Genomic DNA, 19,571 nt, shown 5'->3' with positions numbered 1-19,571 from the left:
CACTGAAGTTGGCAATCGTCGGCGGCGGTTCCACCTACACGCCGGAGCTGATCGACGGGTTCGCGCGGCTGCGCGACACCCTGCCGATCGGCGAACTCGTGCTGATCGACCCGGCCGTGGACCGCCTGGAGCTGATCGCCGGGCTCGCCCGCCGGATATTCGCCAAGCAGGGCCACGACGCCGTCGTCACCACCGCCACCGACATCACCGCCGGCGTCCAGGGCGCCGACGCGGTGCTGCTCCAGCTGCGGGTCGGCGGGCAGGCGGCACGCAACCAGGACGAGACCTGGCCGCTGGAGTGCGGCTGCGTCGGCCAGGAGACCACCGGCGCGGGCGGCCTCGCCAAGGCGCTGCGCACCGTCCCCGTGGTGCTGGACATCGCCGAGCAGGTCCGCCGCACCAATCCGGACGCCTGGATCGTCGACTTCACCAACCCGGTCGGCATCGTCACCCGCGCCCTGCAGACCGCCGGGCACAAGGCCGTCGGCCTGTGCAACGTCGCGATCGGCTTCCAGCGCAAGTTCGCCGCCCACCTCGGCGTCGACCCGGAGCTGATCCGCCTCGACCACGTCGGCCTGAACCACCTCACCTGGGAGCGCGGCGTCACCCTGCTCGACGCCCCGAACGCCGCCGGCGGCCGCGAGGTGCTGCCGCAGCTGCTCGCCGAGCACGGCGCGGCCATCGCGGCCGACCTGCACCTGCCGCAGCCGGTGATCGAACGGCTCGGCGTCGTCCCCTCCTACTACCTGCGGTACTTCTACCAGCACGACCAGGTGGTGGAGGAGCTCAAGGTCAAGGGCTCGCGGGCCGCCGAGGTCGCCGCCATCGAGCGGCAGCTGCTGGAGATGTACGCCGACCCGACCCTCGACACCAAGCCCGAACTGCTCGGCAAGCGCGGCGGCGCGTTCTACTCGGAGGCCGCCGTCCAGCTGATCGCCTCGCTGCTCGGCACCGACGGCGGCACCACCGTGCAGGTGGTCAACACCCGCAACGACGGCGTGCTGCCGTTCCTGCCCGACGACGCGGTGATCGAGGTCCCCGCCGAGGTCGACGCCACCGGCGTCCGCCCGCTGCCGCAGCGCCCCGTCGAGCCGCTGTACGCCGGCCTGATCGCCAACGTCACCGCGTACGAGCACCTGGCGCTGGACGCCGCCCTGCACGGCGGCCGCGACCGGGTCTTCGACGCGCTGCTCGCCCACCCGCTGATCGGCCAGCTCGAACTCGCCGACCAGCTCACCGACCGGCTGCTCGCGCACAACCGCGGCCACCTGAGCTGGGCGTGACCGGCGGCATGAGAACGATCAGGCACCACCACGAAGAGAGCGGCCGATGAGCCCCGTCGCACACCTGCCCGGCGTCCTCGCGATAGACGCCGGCAACAGCAAGACCGACCTCGCCCTGGTCGGCGCCGACGGACGGGTCCTCGGCACCGCCCGCGGCGGCGGCTTCCAACCGCAGAACACCGGCTTCGAGGCCGCGGTCGCCGCCCTCGCCCCGCTGGTCGACGACGTCGCCCGGCAGGCCGGCATCCCGCTGCGGCCCGGCGGGCAGCCGCTGACCAGCCACGTCAGCGCCTGCCTGGCCAACGCCGACCTGCCGGTCGAGGAGCAGCGGCTGCACGAGGCGATCACCGCGCACGGCTGGGCGCCGTCCGTGCACGTCGCCAACGACACCTTCGGCCTGCTGCGGGCCGGCACCGACGGGCCGCTCGGGGTGGCCGTGGTGTGCGGCGCCGGCATCAACTGCGTGGGCCTGCGGCCCGACGGGCGCACCGCCCGCTGGCCCGCGCTCGGCAAGCTCACCGGCGACTGGGGCGGCGGCGGCGGACTCGCCGACGCCGCGATGTGGCACGCCGCCCGCGCCGAGGACGGCCGGGGCGGGCCCACCCTGCTCTCCCCCATGATCGGCGCGCACTTCGGCCTGGCCGGGGCCAACGCGGTCGCCGAGGCCATCCACCTCGGGCAGCTCGCGCTGCCCCGGCTGCACGAGGTCTCCCAGGTGCTGTTCGCGGCCGCCGAGGCCGGCGACGCGATCGCACTGTCGCTGGTCGACCGGCAGGCCGACGAGATCGTCCGGTTCGCGACCATCGCGCTCACCCGCCTCGACCTGCTCGACCGGCCGGTCCCGGTGGTCCTCGGCGGCGGCGTGCTCGCCTCCCGGCACCCGCTGCTGATCGACAACCTGACGGCCCGACTGGCCGCCGCCGCCCCGCTCGCCGAACCGCGCATCGTGGTCGCCCCGCCGGTCCTCGGCGCCGCCCTGCTCGGCCTCGACCACCTCGACGCCGACCCCGCCGCCCACCGCCGCCTGCGCGACGCCTACCCCACCACCCACCCGGTCGCGGCCTGACGGCCCGCCACCACACGGACGCCGCCGCCGGGAGCAGGTCGCCCGGCGGCGGCGTGCGTTCGGGCCTTGACCTTCACCTTCGGGGAAGGTCCAGCATCGGTGGAGCCGGACACCGGTCCGGTACGAGGAGGCGGGGATGGAGCTGCTGACCATCGGGGCGTTCGCCCGGGCGGCCCGGCTGTCGCCGAAGGCGCTGCGCCTGTACGACGAACTGGGTCTGCTACGGCCCGCCGAGGTGGACCCGTTCACGGGCTACCGGCGGTACGCGCCGGGCCAGTTGGAGCAGGCCAGGCTGGTGCTGTGGCTGCGCAGGCTCGGCATGCCGCTGGCCCGGATCCGGCTGGTGCTGGCACTGGAGCCCGCCCGGGCGGCCGAGGAGGTCGCCCGGTACTGGGAGTCGGTGCGGGCCGAGACCGAGGCCCGCAGGGAGCTCGCCGCCCTCCTCGTCGACCACCTCTCGGGGAAGGCCACCACGATGGACACGACGACAAGTACCCTCCGGATCCGCTACGCCGCCCGGACGGACGCGGGCCTGGTGCGCGAACGCAACGACGACGCCGCGTACGCCGGCGCCGGACTGATCGCCGTCGCCGACGGCATGGGACCGCAGGGCGGCGGCGGGTCGGCCAGCGCCGCCGCGATCGAGGCGCTGAAGGAACTGGAGCTCCCCGCCGGGGAGTTGCTGAACGTCCTGGAGGACGCCGCCGCCCGGATCGACGGCCGGGTCGGGGCGGCGTCCGAACTCCCGGACACCGGAACCACCCTGACGGCGATGCTGTGGTCGGAGCCGCAGCTCGCCCTGGTGCACATCGGCGACTCCCGCGCCTACCTGCTGCGCGGCGGCGAGCTGTTCCAGATCACCCACGACCACACCCTGGTGCAGTCGATGGTCGACGACGGCCGCCTCACCCTGGCGGAGGCCGCCTCGCACCCCCAACGCACCCTGCTGGTACGGGCGTTGACCGGCTCGGGCGACAACCGCCCGGACGTGTCGCTGCACACCGCCCGCGCGGGCGACCGCTACCTGCTGTGCTCGGACGGCCTGTCCAGCTGGGTCTCCGACGACGCCCTGCACACCGTGCTGAGCACCGTCGCGGTGCCCGAGCAGGTGGTGCAGCAGCTGGTCGCGCTGGCCAACCGGGCGGGCGGGCCGGACAACATCGCCTGCGCGGTCGCGGACGTCGTGGCCGACCCCGAGGAGGGAGCTCCGCGCAGGTGACGGTACGTCACCGGGGTGACAGGTTCCGCTACCGCATCTCGATTGGGGAAAATCTCGGCGAACTGCGTGGGATGCCCGGTTCTGTCCGTTGAACGGCACCTCGCGGGGCGGCTAGCGTCGCGCACTCACAGCGTGTCCGACGGGGGTGCGCGCGGAGACCGGGAGCCGATGCCAGATGGCGATCCGTAAGTCCACCATGCAGGAGCAGGTCGCCGCGGCGATCGCCGCGATCGAGCCGAACGACCGTCCGGTGGTGACTTTCCACACCATTTCGGGCCCGAGCCCGTGGCTGATGAGCCAGCTCGGCCTGATCGGCCAGCTGTTCATCAAGTACTACTTCGTGACCGTGACCCACCGGGTCGTCACGGTGCACCGCGCCTCCCGGATGAGCAACCGCCCGCAGGAACTGGTGCACGTCATCCCGCTCGACCAGGCCCGCGCGTCGATCAGCGACGTCAACCGCGCCACCCTGTGGAGCTCGCTGAAGTTCCAGTTCCCGGGCGAGCCGAAGGTGACCCGCCTGAACATCGGCCGCTACTGGCGCAACGAGCTGGACACCTTCGTCAACACCCTGTTCAGCGGCGGCCCGGCCGTCCCGCCGCAGGGCCAGCCGTACCCCCCGCAGCAGGCCCAGCCGTACCCGCCGCAGCAGGCCCAGCCGTACCCGCCGCAGGCCCCGGCCTACCCGCAGCCGGGCCAGCCGGGCGCCAACCCGTACCAGTCCTGACGCACCGTCGAGGCGCCCGTCCGAACCCGGACGGGCGCCTCGGCGTACATCAGTCGCGCATCAGGGGCCTCAGCGCAGGTGCGCGGCGGCCCAGTCGGCGAGCAGCCGGGCGCAGCCGTCCACGGACGCCTGCCAGCTGAGCTCGGCGCCGTCGCCGGCCTCGTCGCTGACGTGCTTGACCAGGCGGACGGGCAGCCCGGCGCGGCTGGCGACGGTGGCGATCGCGTAGCCCTCCATGTCCACCAGGTCGGCGGCGCGGGCGAGTTCGTCGCGCTCGGTGTCGGAGGAGACGAACCGGTCGCCGGTGGCGAGCACCGGCCCGGCGGGGCCGAGATCGATCGGGCCGTCCATCGGGCGGCCGGTGAGCTGCTCCAGCAGCGGGGTGTCCAGGTCGTGCTGGAGCACCCGGCCGATCTCGTGGGTGCCGGCCAGGCCGGGCCGCAGCGCCCCGGCGGTGCCGAGATTGACCACGGCGGACGGCTTCGGGCCGCCCGCCAGCACGGTGGCCAGCGCGGCCGCCGCGTTGACCTTCCCCATGCCGGTCAGCAGCACCGGCAGCGCGGCGTCCAGGTACGCGGCCTCCTCGGGCAGCGCGAGGACGAGCAACGGGCGGTCGGGGGTGACGGTTCCGATCAGGCGCATGACCGAAAGCTTACGAGGACCCGGAACCGTCCGCCGTCGGCCACGCGTCGCAGCGGGCGCGGACCGCACCGCGGCCGAACGGGAACAAAGAGATCAACTCCCGCTCAAGTCAGGTGTGGTGGACGGCGCGGCCCGCCATACTGCGGGGTGACGGGGGACGTCGGACGGGGAGGTCGGACGGTGGCAGCACCGGCAGTGACGAAGCAGGCGGGCACACCCGCGCCCGCGGCGGCCCGCGAACCGGGGCCGGTGGCCAGGCTGCGCAGCGCGGCGGCCACCCCGCCGGGGCGGCTGCGTGCCGCAGGCGCGGCGCTGGCCGCGCTGATACTGCTGTTCGGCACGGTGGCGGTGTGGCAGTCCGCGCACCGGTCCCGGGCGGCCGGGCAGGTGGTGTCGGCCAGCGGCCCGCTCAGCCAGGACGCCGCCGAGATCCACCGCCGGCTGGCGGACGCCGACGCGACCGCCGCCGCCGGGTTCCTGCTGGCCGGCAACGAGCCCGCCGAGGTCCGCGCCCGCTACCAGGACGACCTGGCGACCGCCGCCCGGCTGCTCGCCGAGGCCGCGGGCCGCAGCGGCGGCTCGGCCGAGTCGCAGCGCGCGCTGGCCGAGCTCAACCAGCAACTGCCGCGCTACGCGGGCCTGGTGGAGACCGCCCGGGCCGTCGACCGGCAGGGCCTGCCGCTCGGCGGGGCCTACCTGCGGTACGCCTCCGACCTGATGCAGGGCACCGTACTGCCGCAGGCGCAGCGCCTCGCCGACGCCGAATCGGCCCGTCTGGACACCGACTACCGCGAGGCCGGCGCCTTCCCGTGGACGGCGCTGGCGCTCGGTGTGCTGGCGCTGGCCGCGCTGGTCCGCTATCAGGTGCTGCTGTTCCGGCGCACCAACCGGGTGTTCAACCTCGGGCTGCTCGTCGGCTCGCTGGCGGTGCTGGCCGCGCTCGGGTGGCTGATGGCGGGCACCGCGACCGCGTCCGGCGACCTGTTCGACGGCCGCGTCCACGGCACCCAGCCGCTGCGCCGCCTGGACGGGGTGCGGATCGAGGCGCTCCAGGCGCACACCGCGGAGAACCTGGACCTGGTGGCGCGCGGCTCGACCGACAAGTACACCAAGCAGTGGGACGCCCTGGCCGGGAAGCTGAACGGTCCGGCCCGGGCGGACGGTTCGCTCGGCGAGCTGCCGATCGACGCCCCGGCCGCGGCGGCCGGCCCGCTGAACGACGCGAAGCAGCAGTACCAGCAGTGGCAGGACCGGCACAAGGACGCCGCCGCGAAGAACTCGGCCGGCGACTACGAGGCCGCGCTGCAACGGACGTTGACGGCGGGCGGCACCGACACCGCCGACGCCGCGTTCCGGGCCGCCGACCAGCAGTGGGCGGCCGCCGCGAAGGCCGAGCAGGACATTTTCGCCCGGGCCACGGGCGGCGTGGACGGCGTGCTGGCCGGCCAGGCGGTGGCCGCCGGAGTGCTGACCGTCCTGGGCGCGGCCGCCGCGCTGCGCGGCATCGGCCGCCGACTGGCCGAGTACCGGTAGAGGGGGGACGAGGGATGCGTACGGCAAGGTCACGTTTCCTGGTGGCGGCGGTGGTGCTCGCGGCCGGGGTGCTCGCCACCGGCAGCGCCGACGGCGCGGGCGGGCCCGCCCCGCAGGCCGCGCCCCAGGCACCGGCAGCGGCCACCGACAGCTGCGATCCGACGGATTCGCTGCCGCCCCGTCAGACGGCCGGCGCGAAGATCGCCAAGATCCGCGAGCGCGGCACCCTGGTGGTCGGCGTCGACCAGAACAGCTACCACTGGGGCTTCCGCAACCCGCAGACCGGCCGGATCGAGGGCTTCGACCTCGACCTGGCGCACGCCATCGCCAAGTCGCTGCTCGGCGACCCGGACAAGGTCACCCTGAAGACCGTGCCCACCGCCCGCCGGGTCGAGGCGGTGAAGAACGGCGAGGTCGACCTGATCACCCGCACCATGACCATCACCTGCGAGCGCAAGAAGGACATCGCCTTCTCCGCGCCGTACTTCCGGGTCGCCCAGCGGGTGGTGGTGCCGAAGTCCGCGCACGCCAAGTCGCTGGCCGAGGCGCTGAAGGGCAAGCGGGCGTGCGTCGCGCAGACCTCCTCCTCGGAGGCCGAGCTGAAGCGCGACCCGCACGGCACCGTCTCGGTGCTCGCCCTGGAGAGCCAGCTGGACTGCCTGGTGCGGATGCAACTCGGCGAGGTGGACGCCACCTTGACGGACAGCGAGCTGGCCGCCGCGCAGGTCGCCCAGGACCCGCTGGTGGAGATGGTAGGCGAGCCGATCCTGCCCGCCTGGATGGGCGTGGCGATGAACCAGAACGACACCGATCTGATCGCGTGGGTCAACCAGGTGCTGGTCGACCGGCGGGCCGACGGCAGCTGGCAGGCGTCCTACGACCGCTGGCTGCGCGACACCATGGGGGCCCCGGACCCGTACCTGCCGTGACCGTCCGGCGGGGGACCGGCGTCCGCCCCGGGGCGGACGTCGGGGAGACTTGCCGCCGACGGAGCGACGCCCCGTCACCACGAGCGTGCCCGAGAGGAGGAACCGCGATGGCCGGAGGGAACCGCCCGGTGATGAACCGTGAGCAGGTGGACCGCGCGCTGGCCCGGCTGGGCGCCGAGCGCGACGCGGTCGAGGCGGCGCTGCTGGCGCTCCAGGACCACCCCGGGCTGCGGCTGCTGACCGGCGCCGAACTGTCCGGGCGCACCCAGGAGCGCTGGGCGGTCGCCGAGGGCGGCATGGCGCTGCTGTGGGCGCTGTTCGACCGGTACGCGGAGGCGCTGGCCTCGGCCCGCGCCGTGCGCTCGCGCCGCACCCGGCCCACCGCCGCCGAACTCGCCGAGCTCGGCGAACTGCTCTCCGGCCGCGCCGTCACCGTCTCCGGCGGCCGCCTCCCCGAGGCGGCCGGTCAACTCGGCGCGCCCGCCCGGCTGGTGGAGCGGGTCACGCTCGCCGAGCTGCTGGAGCGGATGAACGCCTGGTACGCCGTGGTGGTCGGGGTGGTCAGCGCCGTCGACGCCGTATGGTCGGCGCTGCCCGCCCGGATCGACCTGCTGCTCGCCGAACTCGGCCGGGTGCAGATGCTCGCGCTCTCCGTCGGAGTCCGCCCCGGCGGGCACCCGCTGGCCGACGACCTCGCGCAGCTGGCCGGGCAGTTGACGGCGCTGCGGGCCGAGGTGGTGGCCGACCCGCTGGCCCTGTGGCGGCCGTCCCGGGTGCCCGCGCAGCGCGGCCGCGCCGCCGAGGACGCCACCTGGGCCTCCCCCACCGGCGCCGTCGACACCTCCGGCTTCGACCGGATGGGCCGCGCCCTGGACGACGTCCGGGTCGAACTGGAGGCGCTACTGCGGCTGCGCGACGAGTCCCACGAACGCCTCCAGCAGGTCGCCGACCTGCTCCAGCGCGCCGACCTGACGCTCGCCGAGGCGAGACGGGCCCGCGGCGAGGTGCTGGCGAAGATCGCCGCCACCGAGGTACCCGCCGTACCCGGCCCGGCGTCCGCGCTGCGCGAGGCGATCACCCAGGCCGTCGGCTACCAGCAGACCGGCCAGTGGCACCGGCTCGGCCCGCTGCTGGACGCCCTGGAGGACGCCGCCGACAAGGAACTCGGCCGGGCCCGGCAGGCCCTCACCGAGGTCGCCCAGCCGCTCGCCGTCCGGGCCGAACTGCGCGGCCGGCTGGAGGCGTACAAGGCGATGGCCGCCCGGCTCGGCCTGGCCGAGGACCCCGAAGTGGTCGAACGTTTCGAGAAGGCCCGCTGGCTGCTCTGGAGCGCCCCGTGCGACCTGCGGGCCGGCGCCGAGGCCGTCGCCCGCTTCCAGCAGGCGCTGCGCGCCCCGGAGCGCCGGCCCGCACCGCAGCTGGAACCCGCACCGCAGCTCGCGCCCGCGCCGCCGAGCGAGCCCGCACCGCAGGCCGAGCCCGCACCGCAGGCCGAGCCCGCACCGCAGATCGAGGACAGTTCCGAGGGGGAGGAGACCGATGGCTGAGGCGTGTGCCCGTCCGGACTGCGACGGCGAGATCGACGGCGACGGCTACTGCACCGAGTGCGGTCTCGCCCCCGCCGCCGCCAACTCCGCGTCGCCGGACCGGCCCTGCGGCCGCCCCGACTGCGACGGCCGGATCGACGACGACGGCTACTGCACCGAGTGCGGCCTGGCACCCCCAACCGCCTCCGTCCCGGCCCCGCGCACGGCGTCCGGGCCCGTCTCCGCACCGGCCTCCGCCCCCGTCTCCGCGCAGGCCCCGCGCAAGGCCCCCGCCCCCGGCGAGCCGTGCGGACGCCCCGACTGCGCGGGCACCATCGACCCCGACGGCTACTGCGACGACTGCGGCCTGGCCGCCGAACCCGCCACCGGCACGACCGGCACCGGCACCGGCCGCGTCACCACCGAGTCCGGCGCCTCCACCTCCGCGTGGTCCGGCCCGGCCCCGACCTCCTCGGGCCGCTCCCGCCGCTCCGCCCGCACCGCCTCCGGCCGCTCGGTCTCGGTGCGCAGCTCCCGGGGCAGCAGCGGCAGCGGCCGGCGCGGCAACCTCGGCGCGGGCCTGGTCGCGGTGCCGCCGGTGCCGACCGCCGACCCGTCGAAGGCGGTGCTGACGGACCCGCAGGTGCCTGAGAAGAAGCGGTTCTGCTCGCGCTGCGACCACCCGGTGGGCCGGGAGAAGAACGGTGTCCCGGGCCGCCCGGAGGGTTTCTGCACCAAGTGCGGCACTCCGTACTCGTTCACCCCGAAGCTGGTGCGCGGCGATCTGGTCGGCGGCCAGTACGAGGTGATGGGCTGTCTGGCGCACGGCGGCCTGGGCTGGATCTACCTGGCGGTGGACCGCCGGGTCAACGACCGCTGGGTGGTGCTCAAGGGCCTGCTGGACACCGGCGACGAGGACGCGCTGGCGGTGGCGATCGCCGAACGCCGCTTCCTGGCCGAGGTCGATCACCCGAACATCGTCCGGATCATCAACTTCGTCGAGCACCCGGACGCCCGCACCGCCGCCGCCGACGGCTACATCGTGATGGAGTACGTCGGCGGCAAGTCGCTGAAGGACATCGCCGGCGAGCGCCGCACCCCGGACGGCCGCCGCGAGCCGATGCCGGTCGAGCAGGCCGTCGCGTACGCGCTGGAGGCGCTGCCCGCGCTCGGCTACCTGCACGCCCGCGGGCTGGTGTACTGCGACTTCAAGCTCGACAACGTGATCCAGTCGGACGACACCCTCAAGCTGATCGACCTGGGCGCGGTCCGCCGGCACGACGACGACGGGCCGATCTACGGCACCGTCGGCTACCAGGCCCCGGAGATCGCCACCGACGGCCCCTCCCCCGCCTCCGACCTGTACACGGTGGGCCGCACGCTGGCCGTGCTGACCTTCGACTTCCAGGGCTGGACCGGCCGCCGGCGGCACGAGCTGCCGGGCCCGGACGAGGTCGAGGTGTTCGCCCGCTACGAGTCCTTCCACCGCTTCCTGCTGCGCGCCACCGACCCGGACCCGGCCCGCCGGTTCGCCTCCGCCGAGGAGATGGCCGGGCAGCTCACCGGCGTGCTGCGCGAGGTGCTCAGCCTCCAGGACGGCCGGCCCCGGCCCGCCGTCTCCACCCTGTTCGGCCCGGAACTGCGCGTGGTGGACCCCGACTTCGGCGAGCAGCCGCCGGACCCCCGGGCCGCCGCGCTGGCGCTGCCCGCGCCGCTGGTCGACCCGGCCGACCCGAACGCCGGCTTCCTGTCCGCCCTGCCCGCCACCGACCCCGCCGAGGCCCTCACCGCCCTGCGCACGGCCGGCGCCGACTCCGCGGAGCTGCGCCTGCGGGTGGTGCGCGCCCACCTGGAACTCGCCGACGACGACACCGCGGGCCAGGCGCTGGCCGCCCTGGAGGACGAACACCCCGGCGACTGGCGGGTGGTGTGGTACCGCGGGCTGGCCGCGCTCGCCGCGGGCCGGGCCGAGACCGCCGCCGAGTCCTTCGACGCCGTGTACGACGCGTTCCCGGGCGAGGCCGCGCCCAAGCTGGCGCTCGCGGTCTGCGCCGAACTGCTCGACGACACCGAGGAGGCCGCCGCCCACTACGGGCTGGTCGGCGGCACCGACCGGTCGTTCGTCGGCGCCGCGTTCGGCCTGGCCCGGGTCCGGCTGCGGGCCGGAGACCGGCCCGGCGCGGTCGCCGCGCTGGAGTCGGTGCCGGAGAGCTCCAACCACCACACCGCGGCCCGGATCGGCGCCGTCCGGGCCCGGCTGCGCGGCCGCGCCGCCACCGAGCCGCTGGCCGCCGAGCTCGCCGACAGCTCCACCCAGCTGACAGCCCTCGCGCTGGACGCCCGGCGGCGCGCCGAACTCGCCGCCGAAGTACTGGAGACCGCCCTGGAGTGGGTACTGGCCGGAGCCGAAGGGAAGCCCGCCACGCTGACCGTGCTGGGACATCCCGCCGCGGAACGGGAACTGCGGCTCGCCCTGGAACACTCCTACCGGGTGTTGGCACGGTTGACCGACCGTGCCGAGAAAAGGATCGAGTGGGTGGAACGGGCCAACCGGGCCCGCCCCCGGACGTGGGTGTGAACATGCCGCAGCAGACCGAGTGCCCGACCTGTGCCGAACCGCTGGGGCCCCAGGACGCCTTCTGCGGGGCCTGCGGCACTGCCCTGACCGGACCGCCGACCCTCCGCGACCTGCCGGTGGTACCCAGCTGCCCGAACTGCGGCTCCACCGAGCTCGCCGACGGCTGGTGCCAGCGCTGCGGGCACGCCCAGCCCCGCGAACGCGACCACCAGGAACACCAGGTGACGGGCGTCGCCGCGGTCTCCGACCGGGGCCTGCGCCACCACCGCAACGAGGACGCGTTCGGCGTCGCCACCACCGACGGCCCGGACGGCGCGCCCGCCGTGGTCGCCGTGGTCTGCGACGGCGTCTCCTCCTCGGCCCGCCCCGACGAGGCGTCCGCCACCGCCGTCACCGCCGCCACCGACTCGCTGCTCGCCGCGCTGGCGGCCGGCCGCGACCCCGGCCGGGCCATGCACGAGGCGATCGGCGCCGCCAACCGGGCCGTCACCGCGCTCGCCCACGACGGCACCCCCGCCGAACCGGGCCGCCACAACAACGCGCCCGCCTGCACCTACGTCAGCGCGGTCAGCACCGGCGGCCTGGTCACCATCGGCTGGGTCGGCGACACCCGCGCCTACTGGATCCCCGACGACCGCGAGTCCGCCGAGCCGTACCGCCTCACCGAGGACGACTCCTGGGCGGCCCGGATGGTCGCCGCCAGGCTGATGGACGAGGCCGAGGCCTACGCCGACCCGCGCGCCCACGCCATCACCGGCTGGCTCGGCGCCGACGCCGAGGACCTCGACCCGCACACCGTCAGCTTCACCCCGCACGTCCCCGGCGTGCTGCTGATCTGCACCGACGGCCTGTGGAACTACGCCGAGGCCGCCACCGACCTGGCGTTCTTCGTCCGCGCCGACGCCCGCGCCGAACCGCTGGCCGCCGCCCGCGAGCTGGTGCGGTTCGCGGTCGAGCGCGGCGGGCACGACAACATCACCGTCGCCGTGCTGCCGATCGACCCGCACGTCGCCCCGTCCACCCACGACGCCACCCTGGTCGACGTCCCGCTGCCGCGCGCCGCCGCCGACCCGGACACCGTGCCGCTGCGCCAGGCCGCCGAACCCGCCGTGAACTGACCGTCCCGACTCTCCGACAGGAGCCCCACGCATGGCCTCGTTGTCCAAGCCCGTCGCGCCGAGATTCGACGTCGACGTGTTCCAGAACGAGTACCTCGCGCAGGGCTCCCGGGAGGTCAACGCGATCGTCACCGTCACCGCGACCGGCGGTGGAACCTCCGGCGGGCGGCCGCTCGGCGCGGCCCCCGCCCCCGGGCCGGGCGCCGCCGTGGTGCTGGTGATCGACTGCTCCGGCTCGATGGAGCACCCGAACACCAAGATGCGGCACGCCCGGGAGGCCACCGCCGCCGCCATCGACACCCTGCGCGACGGCGTCGCGTTCGCCGTGGTGGCCGGCACCCACGAGGCCGTCGACGTCTTCCCCGGCAACGGCCGGCTCGCCGTCGTCGACCGGTACACCCGCGGCCACGCCAAGGAGGCGCTGCGCCGCCTCAAGCCGTCCGGCGGCACCGCGATCGGCACCTGGATCACCAAGGCCCGGCAGCTGTTCGACTCGCACCCGCAGGCGTCGATCCGGCACGCCGTCCTGCTCACCGACGGCCGCAACGAGCACGAGAAGCCCGCCGACCTGCAACGCGCCCTGGACGCGGCGACCGGCGCCTTCACCGCCGACTGCCGGGGCGTCGGCACCGACTGGGAGGTCGCCGAACTGCGGAAGATCTCCTCCGCGCTGCTCGGCACCGTCGACATCGTCGCCGAACCCTCCGGCCTCGCCGACGACTTCCGCGCCATGATGGCCACCGCCATGGGCAAGCAGGTCGCCGACGTGGCCCTGCGGGTGTGGACGCCCGCCAACGCCCGGGTGAAGTTCGTCAAGCAGGTCGCGCCCGCCGTCGAGGACCTCACCGAACGCCGCACCGAGGCCGGCCCTCGGGCGGGCGACTACCCGACCGGCTCGTGGGGCGACGAGTCCCGCGACTACCACGTGTGCGTCGAAGTCCCGGCCGCCGCCGTCGGCAACGAGATGCTGGCCGCCCGGATCAGCCTGGTCCTGCCGCAGGCCGACGGCACCGCCGAGGTCCTCGGCCAGGGCCTGGTGCGCGCCGTCTGGACCGACGACCTGGCCTCCTCGACCCGGATCAACGCCCAGGTCGCGCACTACACCGGACAGGCCGAACTCGCCGACTCCATCCGCGACGGCCTGGAGGCCCACCGGGCCGGCGACCTGGACCGCGCCACCGCCAAACTCGGCGCCGCCGTCCGCCTCGCCCACGCCGGCGGCAACGAGGGCACCCTCAAGCTGCTGCGGAAGGTGGTGGACGTCGTGGACGCCGGGGAGGGTACCGTTCGGTTCCGTAAGAACGTGAGCGAGGCCGACTCGATGACACTCGAGACCCGATCGACCAAGACCGTACGCGTGAAGAAGTGAGCCGGACACCGCCGGACCCGAACCTGCTGGAGTGTGGGGGACCTGATGCCGATCTGCCCTAGGGGACACGAGTCTCAGGCCGAGGACTGGTGCGACTACTGCGGATTCCCGATGACCCCGCCGCCCGGGCTGGCGATCCCCGGATTCCCGGCCGCACCGGCCCAGCCCGGCGGCCCCGGCGGCCACGGCGCGCCCGCCGCGCCTGCCGCACCGCAGGCCCCGTACGGCGGCGGCTTCCCGCCCGCCGGGCCGGGCGGCACCCCGCCGGGCGGCACCCCGGCCGGGGGCGGCGGCGGCTACTTCGAGCCGCGCCGCCCCGCCACCCCGGCGAAGGGCACGCCCACCGGGCCCGCCGCCGGCGCACCCGGTGCCCCCGGCCCGTACGGCGCCCCGCCGCCGGCGGCCGCCACCTCGGCGCTGGCCACCTGCCCGATCTGCCGCACCCCGCAGACCGGCCGGTACTGCGAGGACTGCGGGTACGACTACAACCTGGCCGTCACGCCCCGCCCGCCGGGCGGTCCCGCCCCGGCCGGGCACCAGCCTCCGCCGCACGGCCGCCCCGAGCCGGGCCGGGCGCCGCAGGGCGCGCCGTCCGCGCAGCACGGCTACGGCTTCCCGCCGCCCGCCGCGCCGCCGGCCGCGCCCGCCGGGTTCGAGCCGTCCGCGTTCGAACCGGCCGCGCCCGCGCCCGGCTTCGAGCGGCCGACGCCGTTCGAGCGCCCGCAGCAGCCGTTCGAGCCGCAGAACCCGTACGAGCGGCCGGACTACGAGCGGCCCGACTACGAGCGGCCGGGCTACCAGCAGCCCGCGCCCGGCCCGGCCTCCGCGCCGCCGCCCGCCTACCCGGGCGCGCCCGCCGCACCGTCCGCGCCCGCCCACGGCGGGCCTGCTGCCGCGCCCGGCTTCGAGAAGCGCCCGCCGGCCGCCTTCCCCGACGGCGACTACGAGCGCCCGGGCCCGGTGTACGCCGAGCCCTCCGGCCCGCAGCCGGGGCAGCAGCAGCGTCCCCCGCAGAGCGGCGACGACTTCGGCACCTCGTTCCGGCTGACCCCGCCCGGGCAGCAGGGGCAGCCGGGTCAGCAGCAGGGCCAGCCGCCGGCCGCGCCGCAGCGCACCACCTGGTTCGCCGTGGTGGCCGCCGACCACGACTACTTCAGCGACATGATGACCCGCAGCGGCCCGGAGGCGGCCGGGCTGTTCTTCCCGCCGTACACCCAGGAGCGGCGGATCCCGCTGACCGGCCGGGGCCAGCTGCGGATCGGGCGGCGCAGCCAGCAGCGCGGCACCGTGCCGGAGATCGACCTGTCGGTGTCCCCGGAGGACCCGGGCGCCTCGCACCAGCACGCCCTGCTCGCCGAACAGCCGGACGGCAGCTGGGTGGTGGTCGACCAGGACTCCACCAACGGCACCACCCTCAACGGCGGCCCGGACACCCTGCCGCCGCACACCGCGATCCCGCTGAACGACGGCGACCGCATCCACATCGGCGCCTGGACCACCATCACGGTGCACCGGGCCTGACCGGCGGTCAGTTCGCTGACCGTGCATCACCACCGGCCCGGCGGCGGGGCGTTCATCGCTTCCACCGCCGGGCCGGTGGCGTGTCCGGCCATCACCGAACGATCAAAATTCGTACAAGGGTGTTCGTGGGCACTGCCCGCACCCCCTACGCTCGCCCCATGACTGAAGCAATAACCGCGGACGGGATCCGGAAGCGGTACGGGGATGTCCAGGCTGTCGACGGAGTGTCCCTCTCCGTCAGCACTGGCGAGTTCTACGGTCTGCTCGGACCGAACGGGGCGGGCAAGACCACCACACTGGAGATCCTGGAGGGCATCCGGGAGGCCGACGAGGGCCGGGTGGAGCTGCTCGGCCTGTCTCCGTGGCCGCGCAACAGCAAGCTGCTGCCGCGCATCGGGGTGCAGTTCCAGGCGTCGGCGTTCTTCAACAAGCTGACGGCGCGCGAGACCATCCGCACCTTCGCCTCCTTCTACGGCATCGGCCCCAAGGCGGCCGACGCGATGCTGGAGCGGGTCGGCCTGACCGAGTCGGCGGGCGCGCTGACCGACAAGATGTCCGGCGGCCAGGCCCAGCGCCTGTCCATCGCGTGCGCCCTGGTGCACGACCCGGAGCTGGTGTTCCTCGACGAGCCGACCACCGGCCTCGACCCGCAGGCCCGCCGCAACCTGTGGGACCTGCTGCGCGACATCAACGCCGAGGGCCGCACCGTCGTCCTCACCACCCACTACCTGGACGAGGCGGAGATCCTCTGCGACCGCGTCTCGGTGATGGACCACGGCAAGGTGCTGCGCACCGGCGCCCCCGCGGCGCTGGTCCGCGAGATCGACGACACCGTCCGGATCCGGGTGGAATCCGGAATGCTGACCGCCGACCGCGCCCGTGAACTGCTCACCGCCGCCGGCTCGGTGTTCAGCAACCTGGAGGACGACGGCATCACCCTGGCCCTGTCCACCGACGCGCCCGGGCCGGTGCTCTCCATGCTGGCCGAGGAGAACGCGCTGCGCGGCCTCGAGGTCCGCGGCGCCACCCTGGAGGACGTCTTCCTCCAGCTGACCGGACGGGAGTACCGGGCATGACCGCCACCGACCAGGCCCCCACCTCCCCCGCCTCCGACGGCGGCCGGGAGAAGGCCAACGCCTTCGTCGGACTGTCCCGGGTCATGCTGCTCGGCTTCGTCCGCGACAAGGGCACCCTGTTCTTCACGCTGGCCCTGCCGCTGATGTTCCTGGTGCTGTTCGGCGTCCTCTACAAGGGCGGCGGCACCTCGCACGTCAAGGTCGGCGAAGTCGGCCAGGTCAAGCTGCTGGACGCGCTGAAGGACCAGAAGGACGGCCCGCTGTCCGTCCTGGAGATCACCCCCTTCGCCGATGAGAACGAGGCCCTCGCCAAGGTCAAAAAGGGCGACCTCGACGGCCTGGTGACCGAGGGCCCCGACGGCAAGCTGGTGCTCCGCTTCAGCCAGGCCGACCAGGTCAAGTCCGGCACCGTGCAGGGCATCATGAACTCCCTGGTGCAGACCGCCAACCAGCAGGCCTCGCACGCCACCCCCGCCTTCACCCTGGACGCCACCAAGGTCGAGGACGACTCCACCAAGCCGATCCAGTACCTGACGCCCGGCCTGCTCGCCTACGCCATCTCCATGGGCGCGGTCTACGGCGCCTCGTTCACCCTGGTGACCTGGCGCAAGAAGCGGGTGCTGCGCCGCCTGCGGCTGGCGCCCATCTCGGCGGGCACCATCGTCGGCGCCCGGGTGCTGGTCAGCGTGATCGTGGCGCTCGCCCAGACCGCGCTGTTCCTCGCGGTCGCGCAGCTGGACTTCTTCGGCCTCAAGCTCACCGGCAACTGGTGGCTGGTGATCCCGCTGGTGATCTGCGGCACCCTGGCCTTCATGTCGCTCGGTCTGCTCACCGGCTCGCTGGCGAAGTCCGAGGAGTCGGCGAACGGCCTGAACCAGCTGATCATCCTGCCGATGTCCTTCCTCGGCGGCGCGTTCATCCCGCTGGACTTCGCGCCCACCTGGCTGCAGGACATCTCCAAGGCCCTGCCGCTGCGCTACCTGATCAACCCCGCCAAGTCGGTGCTCAGCCAGGGCGGCGGCATCGCCGAGGCCCTGCCCGGCATGGGCATCCTGCTGGGCTTCACGGTGGTGCTGTCCGCCATCGCCTGGCGCTTCTTCAACTGGGACGACGCGTAGCCGTCCGCACCCGCCCCGCGACGGGGGCCGTACACCGAAAGTCCCGGTGTACGGCCCCCGTCGGCGTCTGCGACCATGGACGGGTGACTGACACCGGGCGCGACACCGTACACGAGGAGACCGTGCAGCCGACGACGGCGGAGGAGGAACAGAGCTTCTACGACCGCGTCGGCGGCGAGCAGACCTTCCGCCGGCTGGTCCACCTCTTCTACCAGGGCGTCGCCCAGGACGAGTTGCTGCGCCCGATGTACCCGGAGGAGGACCTCGGCCCCGCCGAGGAGCGCTTCGCGCTGTTCCTCATGCAGTACTGGGGCGGCCCGCGCACCTACAGCGAGAACCGCGGCCACCCGCGCCTGCGGATGCGGCACGTCCCGTTCCAGGTCGACCGCGCCGCGCACGACGCCTGGCTGCGGAACATGCGCACCGCCCTCGACCAGCTCGCGCTGCCCGCCGAGGACGAGCGCGAGCTGTGGAACTACATGACGTACGCCGCCTCCGCGATGATCAACACCGCGGGCTGAGCGGGCCTCTGTCGCTCAGCGCAGCGGGCTGAGCCCCAGGCCCGCGCCGGGGGCGCCGCCGGAACGCAGGGCGACCGAGCCGGCCGGGGCGTCCAGACGCAGCCAGGGGCCGGCCCGGAACGCGTGCAGCGGGGCGCCGGGCCGCAGGAACCCGATCGCGTGGGCGGCGTGCGCGGCCCGCAGCGGCAGGCCCTCGGCGGCGCCCAGCGGCCGGGACCAGATCTCGTCCGCCATCGCGTCCACCGCCTGCCGGCTCCGGTGGTGCTCCGGCACCTCGGCGACGCGCTGCTTGAACTCGGCGACGGCGGTGCGCACTTCGTCCATCACCCGGTCGACCGGCGGCTGCCCGAGCGGCTGCCAGCCGGAGCGCGGCGGCAGCAGGCCCGCCCAGGACGGGCCGGTGACCGGGGAGGGCAGCGTCAGGTGGGCGCCCGGCTCGTCCACGGACTCCAGCAACTGCCCGGCGGAGACGGTCAGATCGGCCGCCGCCGGCTCACCGGCGAGCCGCACGGTACGCACCGCGAGCACCGCCGAGCCGCCCAGCGGCAGCCGCCCGAACACCGCCAGCACGCCGCCGCCGTCCGCCCCCGGAACCGCCTGCAGCCGGACCGCGGCGGCCCGGTCGAAGCGGAGCAGCCGGCCCAGAAAGGCCACCAGGTCGGCGGCCTCGCCCTGGTCGGCGAGGTCGAGGCGGGGGTTCGCGGTCACGGGGGTTCAGCTCGATTCGTGAGTGCGGCGGTCTCGGTGCGACGTGGTCCGAGGCCGGTCAGACGGCGGCGGGCTGCTCGTCCATGAAGCGGCTGAGGAACTCCCGCTCCACGGGGCTGATCCGGCGCGGGCGGCCCTCGACGAGGTTGTAGGGGACGACCACGGTGGAGGCGGTGACGTAGACCGTCTCGGTGCCGTCCTCGGCGATGTCCTTGATCTCGTAGGAGACGGTCAGCGAGGCTCCGCCGATCTTCGTCACCCAGGTCTCGATGGTGACCGGCTCGGGGCGGTGCACCAGCGGCCGCTTGTAGTCGATCTCGTGGCGGGCCACCACGGACCCGCCCGCGAACTCCCCGGCGCCGGCCTCGGCGGCCTGGGTGAACATGAAGTCGATCCGGGCCTCCTCCAGGTAGCGCAGGAAGACCACGTTGTTGACGTGACCGAAGGCGTCCATGTCCGACCACCGCAGGGGGCAGGCGTAGATGTGGCGTGCCACGGTGTTCTCCTCACATCAGGTGGACCCGCAGGAAGCCTACGGGCCGCTCGCAGGACCGGAGGACCAGTACGCGAAGATGCGCTCCGCCCTGGCCGTATGCGACAGGCCCGCGACCGCACTGAACTGGCTGCGGAACTCCCG

The 19,571-nt window shown here is 74.6% G+C and carries 17 protein-coding genes; 14 read left to right on the top strand and 3 right to left on the bottom strand.

The features are described from left to right. The first annotated feature begins 2 nt into the window (after positions 1–2). From ACGFWJ_RS20850 to ACGFWJ_RS20835, 4 genes are all read left to right on the top strand, one after another. Positions 3–1,283: a 6-phospho-beta-glucosidase gene (locus tag ACGFWJ_RS20850; protein ID WP_392952008.1), complete on the top strand. Its 1,281-nt coding sequence runs from the start codon at positions 3–5 to the stop codon at positions 1,281–1,283. Positions 1,284–1,329: 46 nt separating this feature from the next. Next, complete coding sequence (locus ACGFWJ_RS20845; protein WP_392951627.1) at positions 1,330–2,349, top strand: N-acetylglucosamine kinase; 1,020 nt, start codon at positions 1,330–1,332, stop codon at positions 2,347–2,349. Positions 2,350–2,485: 136 nt separating this feature from the next. Further along, complete coding sequence (locus ACGFWJ_RS20840; protein ID WP_392951624.1) at positions 2,486–3,568, top strand: MerR family transcriptional regulator; 1,083 nt, start codon at positions 2,486–2,488, stop codon at positions 3,566–3,568. 175 nt (positions 3,569–3,743) lie between these two features. Further along, positions 3,744–4,295: a hypothetical protein gene (locus ACGFWJ_RS20835; RefSeq protein WP_392951621.1), complete on the top strand. Its 552-nt coding sequence runs from the start codon at positions 3,744–3,746 to the stop codon at positions 4,293–4,295. 69 nt (positions 4,296–4,364) lie between these two features. Here the strand turns inward: ACGFWJ_RS20835 and ACGFWJ_RS20830 are convergent, their stop codons facing one another. Beyond that, positions 4,365–4,937, bottom strand: coding sequence for a nucleosidase (locus ACGFWJ_RS20830; RefSeq protein WP_392951618.1), 573 nt, complete (start codon positions 4,935–4,937; stop codon positions 4,365–4,367). A gap of 180 nt (positions 4,938–5,117) precedes the next feature. Here ACGFWJ_RS20830 and ACGFWJ_RS20825 point away from each other — a divergent pair, with 180 nt between their 5' ends. The 10 genes from ACGFWJ_RS20825 (at position 5,118) to ACGFWJ_RS20780 (ending at position 18,226) form a co-directional block, all read left to right on the top strand. Further along, a complete protein-coding gene (locus ACGFWJ_RS20825) occupies positions 5,118–6,470 on the top strand; it encodes a hypothetical protein (RefSeq protein WP_392951615.1) in 1,353 nt (450 codons plus the stop codon). Positions 6,471–6,484: 14 nt separating this feature from the next. After that, positions 6,485–7,399: a glutamate ABC transporter substrate-binding protein gene (locus ACGFWJ_RS20820; protein ID WP_392951613.1), complete on the top strand. Its 915-nt coding sequence runs from the start codon at positions 6,485–6,487 to the stop codon at positions 7,397–7,399. Positions 7,400–7,506: 107 nt separating this feature from the next. Beyond that, positions 7,507–8,946: a hypothetical protein gene (locus ACGFWJ_RS20815; RefSeq protein WP_392951610.1), complete on the top strand. Its 1,440-nt coding sequence runs from the start codon at positions 7,507–7,509 to the stop codon at positions 8,944–8,946. Beyond that, on the top strand, positions 8,939–11,503 hold the full coding sequence (locus ACGFWJ_RS20810; RefSeq protein WP_392951607.1) for a tetratricopeptide repeat protein: 2,565 nt from the start codon (positions 8,939–8,941) through the stop codon (positions 11,501–11,503). The genes ACGFWJ_RS20815 and ACGFWJ_RS20810 overlap by 8 nt, the downstream gene beginning before the upstream one ends. A 2-nt stretch (positions 11,504–11,505) precedes the next feature. Then, complete coding sequence (locus ACGFWJ_RS20805) at positions 11,506–12,621, top strand: PP2C family serine/threonine-protein phosphatase (protein ID WP_387646581.1); 1,116 nt, start codon at positions 11,506–11,508, stop codon at positions 12,619–12,621. Positions 12,622–12,652: 31 nt separating this feature from the next. Next, complete coding sequence (locus ACGFWJ_RS20800) at positions 12,653–13,990, top strand: VWA domain-containing protein (RefSeq protein ID WP_387862653.1); 1,338 nt, start codon at positions 12,653–12,655, stop codon at positions 13,988–13,990. A 111-nt stretch (positions 13,991–14,101) separates the two neighbouring features. Beyond that, positions 14,102–15,511 (top strand): FHA domain-containing protein, encoded by a 1,410-nt coding sequence (locus ACGFWJ_RS20795; RefSeq protein ID WP_392951604.1) that lies wholly within the window; start codon positions 14,102–14,104, stop codon positions 15,509–15,511. Positions 15,512–15,669: 158 nt separating this feature from the next. Next, positions 15,670–16,587 (top strand): ABC transporter ATP-binding protein, encoded by a 918-nt coding sequence (locus tag ACGFWJ_RS20790; protein ID WP_392951602.1) that lies wholly within the window; start codon positions 15,670–15,672, stop codon positions 16,585–16,587. Next, a complete protein-coding gene (locus ACGFWJ_RS20785) occupies positions 16,584–17,705 on the top strand; it encodes an ABC transporter permease (protein ID WP_392951600.1) in 1,122 nt (373 codons plus the stop codon). Before ACGFWJ_RS20790 ends, ACGFWJ_RS20785 begins: the two co-directional genes overlap by 4 nt. Before the next feature lie 122 nt (positions 17,706–17,827). After that, a complete protein-coding gene (locus ACGFWJ_RS20780; protein WP_392952005.1) occupies positions 17,828–18,226 on the top strand; it encodes a globin in 399 nt (132 codons plus the stop codon). A gap of 15 nt (positions 18,227–18,241) precedes the next feature. Here the strand turns inward: ACGFWJ_RS20780 and ACGFWJ_RS20775 are convergent, their stop codons facing one another. Together ACGFWJ_RS20775 and ACGFWJ_RS20770 are read right to left on the bottom strand one after the other, a co-directional pair. After that, positions 18,242–18,934: a hypothetical protein gene (locus ACGFWJ_RS20775; protein WP_392951597.1), complete on the bottom strand. Its 693-nt coding sequence runs from the start codon at positions 18,932–18,934 to the stop codon at positions 18,242–18,244. A 58-nt stretch (positions 18,935–18,992) separates the two neighbouring features. Further along, positions 18,993–19,430 carry an acyl-CoA thioesterase gene (locus ACGFWJ_RS20770; RefSeq protein ID WP_387646600.1) on the bottom strand — a complete coding sequence of 146 codons (438 nt, stop codon included), beginning with the start codon at positions 19,428–19,430 and terminating at the stop codon, positions 18,993–18,995. Between the last annotated feature and the right edge of the window lie 141 nt (positions 19,431–19,571).

The organism is Kitasatospora sp. NPDC048407 (assembly GCF_043200475.1).
GTDB lineage: Bacteria > Actinomycetota > Actinomycetes > Streptomycetales > Streptomycetaceae > Kitasatospora.
This window is presented reverse-complemented; position numbering and strand designations above follow the sequence as displayed.

Coding starts and splice junctions, on each gene's coding strand:
- ACGFWJ_RS20845 (WP_392951627.1), top strand. CDS start 1,330: ATGAGCCCCGTCGCACACCTGCCCGGCGTCCTCGCGATAGACGCCGGC.
- ACGFWJ_RS20840 (WP_392951624.1), top strand. CDS start 2,486: ATGGAGCTGCTGACCATCGGGGCGTTCGCCCGGGCGGCCCGGCTGTCG.
- ACGFWJ_RS20835 (WP_392951621.1), top strand. CDS start 3,744: ATGGCGATCCGTAAGTCCACCATGCAGGAGCAGGTCGCCGCGGCGATC.
- ACGFWJ_RS20830 (WP_392951618.1), bottom strand. CDS start 4,937: ATGCGCCTGATCGGAACCGTCACCCCCGACCGCCCGTTGCTCGTCCTC.
- ACGFWJ_RS20820 (WP_392951613.1), top strand. CDS start 6,485: ATGCGTACGGCAAGGTCACGTTTCCTGGTGGCGGCGGTGGTGCTCGCG.
- ACGFWJ_RS20815 (WP_392951610.1), top strand. CDS start 7,507: ATGGCCGGAGGGAACCGCCCGGTGATGAACCGTGAGCAGGTGGACCGC.
- ACGFWJ_RS20810 (WP_392951607.1), top strand. CDS start 8,939: ATGGCTGAGGCGTGTGCCCGTCCGGACTGCGACGGCGAGATCGACGGC.
- ACGFWJ_RS20805 (WP_387646581.1), top strand. CDS start 11,506: ATGCCGCAGCAGACCGAGTGCCCGACCTGTGCCGAACCGCTGGGGCCC.
- ACGFWJ_RS20800 (WP_387862653.1), top strand. CDS start 12,653: ATGGCCTCGTTGTCCAAGCCCGTCGCGCCGAGATTCGACGTCGACGTG.
- ACGFWJ_RS20795 (WP_392951604.1), top strand. CDS start 14,102: ATGACCCCGCCGCCCGGGCTGGCGATCCCCGGATTCCCGGCCGCACCG.
- ACGFWJ_RS20790 (WP_392951602.1), top strand. CDS start 15,670: ATGACTGAAGCAATAACCGCGGACGGGATCCGGAAGCGGTACGGGGAT.
- ACGFWJ_RS20785 (WP_392951600.1), top strand. CDS start 16,584: ATGACCGCCACCGACCAGGCCCCCACCTCCCCCGCCTCCGACGGCGGC.